A 14,414-nucleotide genomic window follows, 5' to 3' on the forward strand; every position below is an offset into this window, starting at 1 on the left:
AACGGTGGGCATGGGCCGTTCCTGCAGAGGGACGGACAAAAAACCCCGGCTAGGCCGGGGGTCTGGGTAGGACTGACGCGCGGGCGGGTTATCAGAAATGAAAGTTCGTGCTCAGCAGCGCGGTGCGCCCAGCGGCCACGTGTGCCATGTGGGAGCCGTAGACCTGATCGAAATAGCGCTTGTCCGTCAGATTCTGCACGTTCAGCTGCAGGTCAAGGTTCTTGCTCAGGCGATAGGCCGCCATGGCGTCGTAGCGCCAATACTCAGGTACCTCGATGTTGTTCGCCGCATCGCCGAAGCGGGAGTCGACATAGGTCGCGCCGCCACCGATGGTCAGGTCCTGGGTCAGGTTGTAGGTGTTCCAGAAGCTGAAGCTGTGCTTCGGCGTGCTGGGCACCTCGTTGCCGTCATACAGACCCTCGACGTAGATCGGATTGGCCCGCGTGCCGATATTGGCGGCGCCGGACTTGACCAGCTCGGCGTCCAGGTAGGTGTAGCTCGCGAAGACCTGCCAGTTGCGGGTGAGCTGGCCGGTCGCGCTCAGTTCCAGACCGTCGACTTGGGTTTCACCGATGCTTTCCTGGAAACCGCTGGCGTTGGTCACCCGCGCGTTGGTCTTCTCGGTGCGGAACAGTGCGGCGGTCAGGCCCAGGCGCTCGTCGAAGAAGTCCCACTTGGTTCCGATCTCGTAGTTACGGTTGCGCTCCGGATCGAGGATCTCATTGCCCACGCTGAGCGCATCGGCACCCTCGCCACCCGTCTCGCCGGACGGATTGCTGGAAGTCGACCAAGCCGCGTAGATGCTGCCGTTGGGCAGCGGATTGAAGACCAGGCCCAGCTGGTAGTTCCAGAAGTGGCTCTTGTTCTCCGGACGGGTTATCACACCGGCGTTAGAGACGGCTTTCTGCTCCGTTTCGTAGTCGTCGTAGCGCAGGCCCATGTTCAGCGACCATTGCTCATTGAACTTCAGCGTATCGAAGACATAGGCCGCCAGCGTTTCGGTGTCGGTATCGGTCGTCGCCGTGCTGCGCGCGATGCTGCCGGTCCAGGCATCCTTGGGGCTCGGGTTGGACAGGCTGGTGCAGTCGCCGGACGCCAGGTGCGCCGGCGTACAGCTGTTGCCGCCGGCGCCCGGGGTCACCACGTAAGGCCGGTTGTGCACACCGACATCGCTGATCTCCACGCCCGTTACCAGGGTGTGCTCGATGCTGCCGGTATCGAAGCGTGCGGTCAGATCGGTCTGGTTGACCCAGCTCTGTGTGTTGGAGTTGCGGCTCTTGGCAGAGCGTGAAACCAGGCCATTGGGCACGTTGCCACGCGAATCGTCTGGGTTGGTGACGATGTAGTCCAGGGTGCTGCGGGCTATACGTGTGGTGTTGGAAACGGTCAGATTCTCGTTCAGGTCGTGCTCCAAACGGATCGTGCCGGCATCCGTGGTGCTCTCGCGGAAGTCCCTGCTTTCCAGCCCGTAGAAGTTGTCGCGATCGACCTTGACCGGCTCGCGGCGCGGGTTGGTCGGCGTGGCCACGGTCAGCGGAATGCCATAGTCGGGCATGTCGTCCGTTTCCAGGTGGTAATAGGACAGCGTCGCCCGGGTCGGCGTATCGAAGCCGAAGGTGATGGTCGGCGCCACGCCCCAGCGGCTGACGTCCACGCCATCGCGGCCGGCGACATTGGCCTCGTGCTTCATCAGGTTCAGGCGGCCGGCGATGTTGTCAGCGAGTACGCGATTGACGTCCAGCGTGTAGCGACGGGTCTGATCCGAGCCAAGGGTGACGCTGGCATCGCCAAAATCGCGCTGCTTGGCTGTCTTGCTGATCAGGTTAAGGCTGCCGCCGGTGGAACCCGCCCCGCTGTAGGCCGAACCGGGCCCCTTGCTGACTTCGATGCTTTCGACGTTGAAGATCTCGCGGGTCTGCGAACCCACATCACGCAGGCCGTCGATGAAGGTATCGCTCTCGGCATTGAAGCCGCGGATGATCGGCCGATCGCCCGCCGGGTTGCCGCCCTCGCCTGCGCCGAAAGTAATGCCGGAGGTGGTGCGCAGCGCATCGACCAGCGTCAGCGATCCGGTGTCGCGAATCACCTGATCGGTAATCACGGTGACCGACTTCGGTGTTTCGCGCAGCGGTGCGGTGTATTTCTTCGAGGCGGACGTATCGGCCTTGTAAGCCTGCTCCTGCTCGCCGAGCACCGTCACTTCATCGAGCGCAACCGGCGCTTCGCTGGGCGATGACGCTGCAGGAACGACCTGAGCCATGGACGGAATGGAGAAAGCGGTAAGGGCAACACCGATAGCCGAAGCCAACACGCGAGGTGGCTGGGCCAGTTCTAAAGACTGACGCGACATGTAATGCGGATCCTTGGAAAAGTTGATGCAACTGCGAATTGCTATTATTAGCAGGTAGCATTCTGATACATTCTGTCGCACTCTGAAACACCTTGATGCAAACTAATATCATTTACCTCTTTCCACCCTCCGCCGGTGATCCATGCTTCTACGCATTGCCAATGTGTTCTCCCGAGAAGAAACCCACCGTATTCGCTCCGCGCTGGAACAGGCCGACTGGCAGGACGGTCGCGTCACGGCTGGCTATCAATCGGCCAAGGCCAAATGCAATCTGCAGCTGGCGGAGGACGACCCACTGGCCCGCGAGATTGCCGAAGCCATGCTGCAACGGCTCTGGCAGCACCCGCAGTTCATGTCTGCCGCGCTGCCGAGCAAGGTCTTTCCGCCCCTGTTCAACTGCTACACGGCAGGCGGCGAGTTCGGCTATCACATCGACAATGCGGTGCGTCAGGTACGCAACAGCGCCGAGCGCGTGCGTACCGACCTGTCCGCCACGCTGTTCTTCAGCGATCCCGACGAATACGACGGCGGCGAGCTGGTGATCCACGACACCTATGGCACGCAGCAGGTGAAGTTCGCTGCCGGCGACATGGTGCTCTACCCCAGCACCAGCCTGCACAAGGTCGAGCCGGTCACCCGTGGCGCGCGGCTGGCGTCGTTCTTCTGGATTCAAAGCCTGGTGCGCGAAGACGCCCAGCGCACGCTGCTCTACGAGATGGATCAGGCCATCCAGCAGCTGACCGCCGATGTGCCAGAGCATCCATCCCTGGTGCAGCTGACCGGCACCTATCACAACCTGCTGCGCCGCTGGGTCGAGGTCTGATGCCCCATCTTCTGCGCCGCGAGGAGACGCTCGACACCGAACAGCTCGAGTACCTCGCTGAACAACCCCAGCGTGCGGCACGGCTGGTACTGGCTGCTGCCGCAGCCGGAGAGCTGGAAGCGCAAGCCCTGCTCGGCCAGATCCTCCTGGATGGCCGTGGCATTGAGGTAGATCCTGCGCTAGCACTGACCTGGTTCAGCATCGCTGCCGATCGCGGCCATGCCATGGCCGGCAATATGGCTGGACGCTGTCACGAACATGGCTGGGGCACGCCTGCCAATCCTGCACGTGCGGCCGATTTCTACCGCCGCGCAGCAGAAATGGGCCTGGACTGGGGCATGTACAACCTGGCCAATCTGCTCGCCACCGGCCGCGGCATTCCACAGGATGAAGCCGCGGCCTATCGCCTATACCGCCAGGCGGCCGAACTCGGCCATGCCAAATCGATGAACCTCACCGGCCGCTGCCTCGAAGACGGCTGCGGCGTGACTCGGGATGTATCGGCCGCGCACGCCTGGTATCGACGTTCCGCCGAGGCCGGTGACTTTCGCGGTCAGTTCAGTCATGCCGCCGTGCTACTCGCCCAGCAGCAATGGGACGCCGCGCGGCATTGGCTGAGTCGCGCACTGGAGCTCGGCCACCTCAAGTTCATCGAGACTGCACTGGCCAGCCTGCAAGCCGCTGCGCTGCCGCAGATTGCCGATATCGTCGTGGCCTACGCGCGGCGACGCGACGAGCTACGCGCCGAGTTGCGGTGAACCAAGCGCAGAAACGAAAACGCCCCGCAGTGCGGGGCGTTCGTTCGGCGTCTACGGCTTAGATGTAGTAAGCCTTCAACGGCGGAAAGCCGTTGAATTCGACGGCGCTGTAGCTGGTGGTGTAGGCACCGGTGGAGAGCCAGTACAGGCGGTCACCGATCGCCAGGTTCAGCGGCAGGCCGTACTTGTAGTTCTCGTACATGATGTCGGCGCTGTCGCAGGTCGGACCGGCGATCACCACCTCCTCGACCTCACCCTTCTTCTCGGCGTAGATCGGGAACTTGATGGACTCGTCCATGGTTTCGATCAGGCCGCTGAACTTGCCCACGTCGACATACACCCAGCGCTCTACAGCGGTACGCGACTTGCGCGCGACCAGCACCACTTCGCTGACCAGGATGCCGGCGTTGGCGATCAGCGAGCGACCCGGCTCGAGGATGATTTCCGGCAGATCGTCGCCGAAGTCTTCCTTGAGGAAGCGGATGATTTCCTCGGCGTAGGTTTCCAGGCTGTTGGTGCGGGTGATGTAGTTGGCCGGGAAGCCGCCACCCATGTTGATCATCTTCAGCTCGATGCCGTCTTCTTCCTTCAGACGCTCGAAGATCACCTTCACCTTGGCGATGGCGGCGTCCCAAACGGAAATGTCGCGCTGCTGCGAGCCGACGTGGAAGGAGATGCCGTACGGCTCCAGTTTCAGTTGACGGGCGAGGATCAGGAGATCCATGGCCATGTCGGTCTGGCAGCCGAACTTGCGCGACAGCGGCCAATCAGCCGTGGTCGAGCCTTCGGTGAGGATACGCACATAGACTTTTGCACCCGGAGCGGCCTTGGCGATGTTGCGCAGGTCGGCCTCGGAGTCTGTGGCGAACATCCGCACGCCCTTCTCGTAGAAGTAGCGGATGTCCTTGGATTTCTTGATGGTGTTGCCGTAGCTGATGCGCTCCGGACCGACGCCGCGGGACATGACCTTGTCCAGCTCGTAGATCGAGGCGATGTCGAAACTCGAACCCTTGTCGCGCAGCAGGTCGATGATTTCCACCGCCGGGTTGGCCTTGACGGCGTAGTACACGCTGGCGAATTCGAAACCGGCGCGCAGGTCATCGTAGGCCTTGCTGATGGTTTCGGTATCGATCACCACGAATGGGGTTTCGTGCTGGTCGGCGAACGCCTTCATCTTCTGGAAGGTGGCGCGAGGGTAATAGTCTTCGATCTTGACCGTCATGCGTGGGACTCCAAAAAACGGGAAACAAAAGTCGGATGAGGGATGGAGGGCATCAGCCCTGACAAGAACGCCTGATCAGTTTCCCCACTTTGGTTCGCCTACTTCCCAAGGCATGTCGCCGAGTATCACGGTGGATCTCTCGTCGTCAGTACTTGAGCCGGATGGATCGTTGCCAGCATGGACGTTCGGGCGCGAACTTTAGGACCAAGGGGGGCATAGATCAATCAAAAAAACGTCCCGAAGGTGCATCCGTTTCGAGTTGTTGTCGATTCAAAACAAAGCGTCATGGAAACTGCACAATTCGGCGATTTCCGCAGCCGTGCGGGCCGCAGCGAAATCCATTTGCCGCTATAATCGCCGCCTTTTTTGACAGACCGACTACTCGTCGACGGGTTCCTTAATTCCGATGACCACTCAGGCCGCCGAAGTCGCGAAGCGCCGTACCTTCGCCATCATCTCGCACCCCGATGCGGGCAAGACCACCATCACCGAAAAGCTGCTGCTGATGGGCAAGGCGATTGCCGTTGCCGGTACGGTGAAGTCGCGCAAATCCGACCGCCATGCCACCTCCGACTGGATGGAAATGGAGAAGCAGCGCGGCATCTCCATCACCACCTCGGTGATGCAGTTCCCCTACCGCGAGCACATGATCAACCTGCTCGACACCCCCGGTCACGAGGACTTCTCGGAAGACACCTACCGCACCCTGACCGCGGTTGACTCGGCATTGATGGTCCTCGACGGCGGTAAAGGCGTCGAGCCGCGCACCATCGCGCTGATGGACGTCTGCCGCCTGCGCGACACCCCCATCGTCAGCTTTATCAACAAGCTCGACCGCGATATCCGCGACCCGATCGAACTGCTCGACGAGATCGAGGCGGTACTGAAGATCAAGGCCGCGCCGATTACCTGGCCGATCGGCTGCTACCGCGACTTCAAGGGTGTGTACCACCTCAAGGACGACTACATCATCGTCTACACGCCGGGGCACGGGCACGAGCGCACCGAGGTCAAGATCATCGAGAAGCTCGATTCCGACGAGGCGCGCAAGCACATCGGCGACGAGTACGAGCGCTTTCTCGAACAGCTGGAACTGGTTCAGGGCGCCTGCCACGAATTCGATCAGGACGAGTTCCTCAGCGGTCAGCTGACTCCGGTGTTCTTCGGTACTGCGCTGGGCAACTTCGGTGTGGATCACGTGCTCGACGCCGTCGTCGACTGGGCGCCCATGCCGCTCGCCCGTGCAGCCAACGAGCGCGTGGTCGAGCCGGTCGAGGAGAAATTCACCGGCTTCGTGTTCAAGATCCAGGCGAACATGGATCCCAAGCACCGCGACCGCATCGCCTTCATGCGTATCTGCTCGGGCAAGTACGAAAAAGGCATGAAGCTGCGCCACGCGCGCATCGGCAAGGATGTCCGCATCGCCGACGCCCTGACTTTCTTCTCCAGCGAGCGGGAAATGCTCGAGGAAGCCTACGCCGGCGACATCATCGGTCTGCACAACCACGGCACCATCCAGATCGGTGACACCTTCACCGAGGGCGAGAACCTTGGCTTCACCGGCATCCCGCACTTCGCACCGGAACTGTTCCGCCGCGTACGCCTGAAGGACCCGCTGAAATCCAAGCAGCTGCGTCAGGGCCTGCAGGAACTGGCCGAGGAAGGCGCCACCCAGGTGTTCTTCCCCGAGCGCAACAACGACATCATCCTCGGCGCGGTCGGCGTGCTGCAGTTCGACGTCGTCGCCAGCCGCCTGAAAGAGGAATACAAGGTCGAGTGCGCCTACGAGGCGATCAACGTCTGGTCGGCGCGCTGGATCGAGTGTGATGACAAGAAGAAGCTCGAAGACTTCAAGAACAAGGCGTACGAGAACCTCGCCATCGACGGCGGCGGCCACCTCACCTACCTGGCACCGACGCGCGTGAATCTGAGCCTGATGGAAGAGCGCTGGCCGGATGTGAAATTCCGCGCTACTCGCGAACACCACTGAAGCAATACCGTTGAACATAGCCGGCATGCCGGCTCTGCGGATCACCCCACCCGCCCGCTCAGGCTTCCTGCTGGGCGGCACAGCTCAGGCAGAACGCCGCTGCGGGCATCGCCCGCAGGCGCGATTCCGCGATCGTCTCCCCGCACCGCTGACACTGACCATAGGTCCCCTGGGCGAGGCGCTGGCGGGCCAGCCCGACCAGGCGCAACTCATCTTCAGCCTCGATCAACAGGCCGCGCAGTACGTCGTCGTTCTGCCGCTCCTGCGCCTGTTCCGCCGAATCGTGATCGTGCTCGCGCGCCAGATCACGGCGCAGCGCAGCGGCTCGCTGCAGGTATTCGCTGGATAGGCGCTCAAGCGCCTCGCTGGGGTCGAACTGGCTCATCACGAATTCTCCATGGCTGATGCGTCCAGTGTGGACCGCCGCGCAACCGCTGTACTGATGATGGTCAAGCTTCGGCTATTCAGGTTTGCGCTTGCACCATCAGCCCCTGCGGCTCCGACTGTTTGATCACCGCATAGATCACCCCGGTCACCAGGCTGCCGGCGAAGATCGCCACGAGATACAGCAGCGCGTGATTGATCGCGTTGGGAATGAGCAGCACGAACAGCCCGCCGTGGGGCGCCAGCAGCTTTGCGCCGAAGGCCATGGACAGCGCACCAGTCAGCGCACCACCGGCGATGCTCGCCGGGATCACCCGCAGCGGGTCTTTCGCGGCGAAAGGAATCGCCCCTTCGGAAATGAAGCAGCAGCCCAGCACCAGCGCGGCCTTGCCGGCTTCCCGTTCGGTCTGCGCGAATTTGCGCCGGGCGATCAGCGTGGCGATGCCCATGCCGATTGGCGGCACCATGCCGGCAGCCATGGTCGCAGCCATCGGGGCGTAGCTCTGCGAGGCGAGCAGCCCGACGGAAAAGGCATACGCCGCCTTGTTCACCGGCCCGCCGAGGTCGACGCACATCATGGTACCGAGCAGTAGCCCGAGCAGGATGGCGTTGGACGTGCCCATGGTGTCGAGGAATTCCGTCAGCCCGGCGAGCAGCTTCGCCACCGGCGTGCCGACGATGTAGATCATCACCAGACCGGTGACCAGGCTCGCCAGCAACGGAATGATCAGGATCGGCTTGAGCGATTCGATACTCGCCGGCAAGGGAATCCAGCGACTGACCGCCTTGGCCGCGTAGCCCGCTACGAAGCCGGCGATTATCCCGCCGATAAAGCCTGCGCCCAGGGTGCCCGCCAGCAGCCCGCCGATCATGCCCGGCGCCAGGCCAGGACGGTCCGCGATGGAATAGGCGATGTAACCGGCCAGCAGCGGCACCATCAGCTGGAAGGCCGTCTCGCCACCGATCTTCATCAGCGCGGCGGCCAGCGTGCCCTCCTCCTTGAATGCCTCGATGCCGAACACGAACGACAGTGCGATCAAAAGACCGCCGGCCACCACCATCGGCAGCATGTAGGACACACCCGTCAGCAGGTGCTTGTAGACACCTGGCTTCTCGCCCTTCCGCTCACCACTCGCGCTGGTTGCCACCGCATTACCGCTGAGCACCGCACCCTCTTCCAGCGCGCGGTCCAGGGTCGCCTCGGGTTGCTTGAGCGCGACGCCAGTACCGCAGCGAAATACCCGCTTGCCGGCGAAACGGGCCACGTCCACCTCGATATCGGCAGCCAGCAACACCACGTCGGCCGCGGCGATGACGTCCGCTTCCAGCACGTTACGCGCGCCCACCGAGCCGCGGGTTTCCACCTGCAGGTCGTAACCCTTGCGGATCGCGGCCTGCTGCAGGGCTTCGGCCGCCATGAAGGTGTGTGCCACGCCGGTCGGGCAGGCCGTGACGGCGACCAGCTTGGGCTTGCCGCTGGTATGCGCCGCCTCGGCTTCATCAGCCTGCTGCAGCTCGCGGGCAGTGTCAGCGGCGCTGCGCAGGAAGGCTTCGGGATCGCGCAACGCCTCGGATGGCGTGGATTGAGCGACGCGCTTGCCGATGAAGCGTTGCAGCGAGAGCGGCCCGGTCTTCACCACGACCACCAGATCGGCATTGGCAATCTGTGCCGGGGTCAGCGGCGAACCGATGGCCTTGGGATCGTGGACTTCCACGGCGGTCGACCAGCCCAGGCGATGGGCGGCCGCTTCAAGCAGGCGTGACGTCAGCACGCTGGTGACCATTCCATTGGGGCAGGCCGTGACGATGAGAAGATTCATTCCTTCACCTCTTGTTCGATTTATTGGCTCAGCGGCTGGAGACGCACTGCGGCCTGGAGTTCGGCCAGTTGCGCCGTGTCGGTGATACCAAAGCCGACCTGCCCGACCGCCTGCGCGGCAATGGCGGTGGCGTGGGTGAGCGTGCGCTCGGCCGGCCAGCCTTCCAGCAAACCGTGAAGCATCCCGGCGAGCAGCGAGTCGCCGGCACCCACAGTGCTGACGACCCGAACCTTGGGCGGACTGGCATGCAGCGCCGCGCCCGGCGAGAACCAGCTGACGCCGTCAGCACCCTGCGAAACCACTACGTGCTCGATGCCTTCGCCTTGCAGTCGCTGCGCTTCGGCCGCCAGCGCCGACGACCCGCTGAGCTCGATGCCACGGGCCTCGGTCAGCTCTTCCTCGTTGGGCTTGATCAGCCACGGTCTGGTCGCCAGCCCGTCACGCAATGCGGCGCCACTGGTATCCAGCGCCACCCGTACGCCGAGCGCTTTGAGTGTGTTCAGCATCTCCACGAACCACTGACTGTCGATGCCGCGTGGCAAGCTGCCGGCAACCACAACCAGCTCATGAGCCGGGACCAGACGCTTCAGCCGCGCCAGCAGCTCGGCGCGCTGCGCCTCGCTCACCATCAGCCCCGGGCCATTGATATCGGTGACCCGCCCATCCGCTTCGGCCAGCTTTAGGTTGCTGCGGGTTTCACCGGCAACACGGACGAATTCGTCGGCAAAGCCCCGCGCGGAGAACAGCTGCTCGAAGGCCTGCGGGTTACCGTCGCCGAGAAAGCCGGTGACGGTCAGCTGATGGCCGAGATCGGCCAGCACCTGCGCCACGTTGAGGCCCTTGCCGGCAGCATGTACCTGCAAGCTGTCGCTGCGATTGACCTCCCCAAGGCGCAGCACGGGCAGCTGCACGGTCAGGTCGAGGGCCGGGTTGAGGGTAACGGTCAGCACGCGAGCCATCAGCAGTGCTCCCCGACGAAGGCGCGCACTTCATGTGCACCCGGCAACATCAGCGCCTGCTTGGCCAGTTGCTGACAGGCGGCGAAGTCCAGTTCGCGTACCCGTGCCTTGACCAGCGCAATGCTGCGCGCCGACACGCTCAACTCATCCACGCCCAGCCCCACCAGCAGCGGCACCGCCAGCGCATCGGCGGCCAGCTCACCACAAACGCCAGCCCACTTGCCATGGGCGTGGGCGGCCTCGACGGTCATGCCGATCAAACGCAACACGGCCGGGTGCAAGCCATCGGCCTGGCCGGAAAGCGTCGGGTGGCCGCGGTCGATGGCCAGGGTGTACTGGGTGAGGTCATTGGTGCCGATGCTGAAGAAATCGACCTCCTGCGCCAGCACCGGTGCGATCAGTGCGGCGGACGGAATCTCGATCATGATGCCGACCTGCAGATCGGGCACCGGCAGCTCTACGCGCAGGCGATCGACCATGGCTTTGGCGGTGCGCCATTCGTCGATGTTGCCAACCATGGGGAACATGATCCGCAGCGGGCGGCCGTCGGCCGAGGCGAGCAAGGCGCGCAGCTGAGTTTCGAGAATGTCCGGGCGCTGCAGGCTGAGGCGAATGCCGCGCACCCCCAGGAAAGGGTTTTCCTCGGCAGGCATCGGCCAGTACGGCAGCGGCTTGTCGCCGCCGACGTCCAGCGTGCGCACCACCAGCGGTCGGCCTTCGAGCGCTTCCAGAACACGGCGGTACTCGGCTTCCTGAGTAGCCTGATCAGGCGCCTGGGAATGGTTCATGAACACCAGCTCGGTACGCAGCAGGCCGATGCCTTCGGCGCCCATCGCCACCGCTTCCGGGGTCTCGCCGGCTGCGCCGATGTTGGCGGCGATTTCCACCGGATGACCGTCGCGGGTGACGGCCGGCTCCAGGCGACGCTCATTTGCCAGGCGCTTGCGTTCTTCGCGACTGGTGCGTTCGCTGCGGGCCTGTTCCAGCTGCGCCTCGGTCGGCGACACCAGCAGTTCACCGCGCTCACCGTCTAGCAGTAGCAACGTGTTCGGCGCCAGCCCGAGCACACCCGGCCCAGCACCGACGATCGCCGGGATGCCCAGCGCGCGGGCGATGATGGCGCTGTGGGAGGTAGCACCGCCGCCAGCGGTGAGGATGCCGGCGACGCGCTGGGCGTTGAGCGTGGCGACGTCCGAAGGCGCCACCTCGTCCATCACCAGGATGTAGGGCTCGTCTGGGGCCTGATCGGCTTCCACACCAGTCAGGCAGGCCAGCACACGGCGACCCACGTCACGCAGATCCGCGGCCCGCTCGGCCAGCAGCTTGTCGTGCAGAGCCTCCTGCTGCTGCGCCGCACTCTCGATTTCCTCCATCCAGGCCGCTTCGGCGCTCAGCCCCATCTGCAGCCGCACCTGAACCTCCTCGCGCAGCGCCGGGTCTTTGAGCATCGCCTGGTGGGTAGTGAAGATGTCGCGAATGCTGGCGACCTGGCTTTCATCGATCAGCGTGCCGATATCCGCATGAACCTTGTCCAGCGCTGCATCCAGACGCTGCAACTCGATCACCGGCGATTCACCGCGCTTGGGGTAGTCGATCACCTGCGGCTTGCGCACCAGTACCGGGCCGATGGCGATGCCCGGCGACGCGGCGATGCCATTCACCTGATCACCAGCGCGCAGCGCAGCCTGCTCGATGGCCGATTCAGCAGGTCCTTGCGCCGTGACGGGCGGCTCGCTCGCCTCACCGGGCTCCGGCAGCGGCTCGACTTCTTCGCCCAATCCCTCTTCGACCACGCGCACCAGCGCCGGCAGCGCATCGCTGGCAATGGCAGGCTCGGCCATGAACTCCAGCAACTGGCCGCGATGTGCACCCATCGCCAGTAATTTGCTCAGGCTCTTGACCGACACGCCCGCGCTCTGGCTGCCGGCCAGGCGCACCCGGATTTCGCCTTCGAACGCCTGGGCGATCTCGGTCAGCACCTTGGCCGGACGTGCATGCAGACCATGGGCGTTGGCCAACGGCACCTGGGCACTCGGCCAGTCGGCAGGCACGTCACCGCCCAGCGCTTCGAGCACCGTGCGGCTGGAGGTCGCCTGGCTCAATTCCTGACCACGGCCCTCGATCAGCAGGTTGCACAGCCGCTCGAGCATGGCCTGATGTGCTTCACCCATGCTGGCCAGCACGAAAAGCCCATTGAGCGGCTGGCCCTGATGCTCGAGATTCGAGACTGGCGTAACAAAGGCCAGGCCCGGACGCTGCACCGACTGCTCGCTGCTCAGCCACCAGAGGCCATCCCCCAGCGGCAGCGCCTGGCCAAGCGGCAGACTGGCGTTGAAACCCGGCTCCACGCACTGCGCGCGCTTGAGCAGCTTGACGCCCTGCCAGGCCAGTTCGTCGAAATCATCCGCAGCGACACCCAACGACACCAGCTCACCATCCAGCGCTAGCGCCTGCGGTGCGCCCTGCAGCAGGCCGATGATTGCCTCCGGAGACTCCGCTTGCTGCAGCCCATCGCTCAGATCGCCCTCGCCCAAGGCCCGGGTCAGCAGCTGCAGCAGGCGCAGGTGCTCGTCGGAACGCGCAGCGATACCGATGGCCAGATACACCAGCTGACCGTTGCCCCAGTCGACGCCCGCCGGAAAATGCAGCAGCCGCACACCGGTGGTGAACACCTGATCACGGGTTTCCGGCGTGCCATGGGGGATTGCGATGCCCTGTCCGAGAAAGGTCGAGCCCTGCGCTTCGCGCGCACGCAGCCCTTCCAGATAACCGGCCGCGACCAGCCCGTCGGCGACCAGAAGCTCACCCAGCAAGGCCAGCGCGGCAGGCTTATCCGCCGCCGCCTGATGCATATGGATGTGCTGTGCATTCAACTCAAGCATGGAGAACTCCTGCGGGGCTCGCGATTGTTGTGGCCGACGGTTGCGTCGGCTTTGCCCGAATCCTGGGCTGGCGCTTCAGACCGAAACACTGCTGAAACGTTTCACCTTAAGGCTGGCACATTACGCAATATTGGGTAATTCTAGAAGCCCGAGTTCATACCACCCGTCTCAGGACCCTCTGTTGAAACTGACCGATATCGCCCGCCTCGCCAACGTTTCGGTAACCACCGCCAGCTACGTGCTCAACGGCAAGGCCGCGCAGCGCCGTATCAGCCCGGCCACGGTCGAGCGGGTGATGGCCGTGGCCGAACAGCAGGGCTTTCAGCTCGACCAGCAGGCCGCGGGCCTGCGCCGCGGGCAGTCGCGCACCCTTGGCTTCATCGTTCCGGATCTGGAAAACCCCAGCTACGCACGCCTGGCCAAGTTGCTCGAACAGCGCGCGCGGCAGCGCGGCTACCAGTTGCTGATCGCCGGCACCGACGACGAGCCGGACACCGAGCGCCAGCTCATCCAGCTGCTGCGCTCGCGCCGTTGCGATGCGCTGATCGTCGCCAGCTGCCTACCAGGCGACGACCAGAGCTACCGCAAGGTGCAGGCGGCAGGCACGCCGGTGATCGCCCTCGACCGTGCGCTGGACGCAGAGCAGTTCTGTTCGGTGGTCAGCGATGACCGCGAAGCGGCCGCCCTGCTCACCCGCTCGCTGGCAGTTCCGGCCCGGGCGCATATCGCCCTGATCAGCGCACGCCCGGCATTGCCCATCAGTCAGCAGCGTGAGGAAGGGTATCGCCAGGCACTGTCGCAGCACACGGGGCAGGTCAGCATCCTGCGTGCCGAACAGTTCAGCCGCAGCTGCGGACGCGAACAAATGCTCGCCCTGCTGGACCGCGGCCCGCTACCCGATGCGCTGATCACCACCGCCTACGTCTTGCTGGAAGGCGTTTTCGATGCGCTGCGCGAGCGCGATCTGCTCTGGCCGGAGCATCTGCGGCTGGCCACCTTTGGTGACGCGCAGTTGCTGGATTTCCTGCCGATCCGGGTCAACGCGATTTCCCAGCAGCACGAGCAGATCGCCGAGCAAACCCTGGAACAGGCGATCCGCGCCATCGAGCAGAGCGACTACCGCCCCGGCGTGATCGCCATCGAGCGCGAGCTGAAAGTGCGGCGTCCCTGATCCGCCCCTTGCGGGCGCTGCCGCGCTGACGGAAGCTTGTCGCCCCAACGAGCCC

The 14,414-nt window shown here is 64.0% G+C and carries 10 protein-coding genes; 4 read left to right on the top strand and 6 right to left on the bottom strand.

Annotated features, from left to right (window positions below):
- Window positions 1-91: 91 nt before the first annotated feature.
- Window positions 92-2,350 (bottom strand): TonB-dependent siderophore receptor, encoded by a 2,259-nt coding sequence (locus BHD08_RS16825; RefSeq protein WP_125023637.1) that lies wholly within the window; start codon window positions 2,348-2,350, stop codon window positions 92-94.
- 142 nt (window positions 2,351-2,492) lie between these two features.
- Here BHD08_RS16825 and BHD08_RS16830 point away from each other — a divergent pair, with 142 nt between their 5' ends.
- A complete protein-coding gene (locus tag BHD08_RS16830) occupies window positions 2,493-3,173 on the top strand; it encodes a Fe2+-dependent dioxygenase (RefSeq protein WP_125023638.1) in 681 nt (226 codons plus the stop codon).
- Window positions 3,173-3,931, top strand: a complete 759-nt coding sequence (locus BHD08_RS16835) for a tetratricopeptide repeat protein (protein ID WP_125023640.1) — start codon at window positions 3,173-3,175, stop codon at window positions 3,929-3,931. The genes BHD08_RS16830 and BHD08_RS16835 overlap by 1 nt, the downstream gene beginning before the upstream one ends.
- A gap of 58 nt (window positions 3,932-3,989) precedes the next feature.
- On the opposite strand, the gene BHD08_RS16840 is transcribed toward BHD08_RS16835, so the two are convergent.
- Window positions 3,990-5,153 carry a type III PLP-dependent enzyme gene (locus BHD08_RS16840; RefSeq protein WP_015278068.1) on the bottom strand — a complete coding sequence of 388 codons (1,164 nt, stop codon included), beginning with the start codon at window positions 5,151-5,153 and terminating at the stop codon, window positions 3,990-3,992.
- A 406-nt stretch (window positions 5,154-5,559) separates the two neighbouring features.
- Here BHD08_RS16840 and BHD08_RS16845 point away from each other — a divergent pair, with 406 nt between their 5' ends.
- On the top strand, window positions 5,560-7,143 hold the full coding sequence (locus BHD08_RS16845; RefSeq protein WP_015278069.1) for a peptide chain release factor 3: 1,584 nt from the start codon (window positions 5,560-5,562) through the stop codon (window positions 7,141-7,143).
- A 58-nt stretch (window positions 7,144-7,201) separates the two neighbouring features.
- On the opposite strand, the gene BHD08_RS16850 is transcribed toward BHD08_RS16845, so the two are convergent.
- The 4 genes from BHD08_RS16850 to ptsP form a co-directional block, all read right to left on the bottom strand.
- A complete protein-coding gene (locus BHD08_RS16850; RefSeq protein ID WP_125023642.1) occupies window positions 7,202-7,528 on the bottom strand; it encodes a TraR/DksA family transcriptional regulator in 327 nt (108 codons plus the stop codon).
- Between the two features lie 79 nt (window positions 7,529-7,607).
- Entirely contained in the window at window positions 7,608-9,347 is a 1,740-nt protein-coding gene (locus tag BHD08_RS16855) for a PTS fructose-like transporter subunit IIB (protein WP_125023644.1), read from the bottom strand.
- A 20-nt stretch (window positions 9,348-9,367) separates the two neighbouring features.
- Complete coding sequence (pfkB, locus tag BHD08_RS16860) at window positions 9,368-10,306, bottom strand: 1-phosphofructokinase (RefSeq protein WP_125023646.1); 939 nt, start codon at window positions 10,304-10,306, stop codon at window positions 9,368-9,370.
- Complete coding sequence (ptsP, locus tag BHD08_RS16865; RefSeq protein WP_125023648.1) at window positions 10,306-13,188, bottom strand: phosphoenolpyruvate--protein phosphotransferase; 2,883 nt, start codon at window positions 13,186-13,188, stop codon at window positions 10,306-10,308. Before ptsP ends, pfkB begins: the two co-directional genes overlap by 1 nt.
- Window positions 13,189-13,369: 181 nt before the next feature.
- Between ptsP and cra the strand changes: the two genes are divergently transcribed.
- Window positions 13,370-14,359, top strand: a complete 990-nt coding sequence (gene cra, locus BHD08_RS16870) for a catabolite repressor/activator (protein ID WP_125023650.1) — start codon at window positions 13,370-13,372, stop codon at window positions 14,357-14,359.
- The last annotated feature ends 55 nt before the right edge of the window (window positions 14,360-14,414 follow it).

The sequence above is a fragment of the Pseudomonas sp. SCT genome, assembly GCF_003864275.1.
Lineage (GTDB): Bacteria > Pseudomonadota > Gammaproteobacteria > Pseudomonadales > Pseudomonadaceae > Stutzerimonas > Stutzerimonas stutzeri_AE.

Excerpts from the sequence above, each read along its gene's own strand:
- BHD08_RS16825 (WP_125023637.1), bottom strand. The coding sequence starts at position 2,350 with ATGTCGCGTCAGTCTTTAGAACTGGCCCAGCCACCTCGCGTGTTGGCT.
- BHD08_RS16830 (WP_125023638.1), top strand. The coding sequence starts at position 2,493 with ATGCTTCTACGCATTGCCAATGTGTTCTCCCGAGAAGAAACCCACCGT.
- BHD08_RS16835 (WP_125023640.1), top strand. The coding sequence starts at position 3,173 with ATGCCCCATCTTCTGCGCCGCGAGGAGACGCTCGACACCGAACAGCTC.
- BHD08_RS16840 (WP_015278068.1), bottom strand. The coding sequence starts at position 5,153 with ATGACGGTCAAGATCGAAGACTATTACCCTCGCGCCACCTTCCAGAAG.
- BHD08_RS16845 (WP_015278069.1), top strand. The coding sequence starts at position 5,560 with ATGACCACTCAGGCCGCCGAAGTCGCGAAGCGCCGTACCTTCGCCATC.
- BHD08_RS16850 (WP_125023642.1), bottom strand. The coding sequence starts at position 7,528 with ATGAGCCAGTTCGACCCCAGCGAGGCGCTTGAGCGCCTATCCAGCGAA.
- BHD08_RS16855 (WP_125023644.1), bottom strand. The coding sequence starts at position 9,347 with ATGAATCTTCTCATCGTCACGGCCTGCCCCAATGGAATGGTCACCAGC.
- pfkB (WP_125023646.1), bottom strand. The coding sequence starts at position 10,306 with ATGGCTCGCGTGCTGACCGTTACCCTCAACCCGGCCCTCGACCTGACC.
- ptsP (WP_125023648.1), bottom strand. The coding sequence starts at position 13,188 with ATGCTTGAGTTGAATGCACAGCACATCCATATGCATCAGGCGGCGGCG.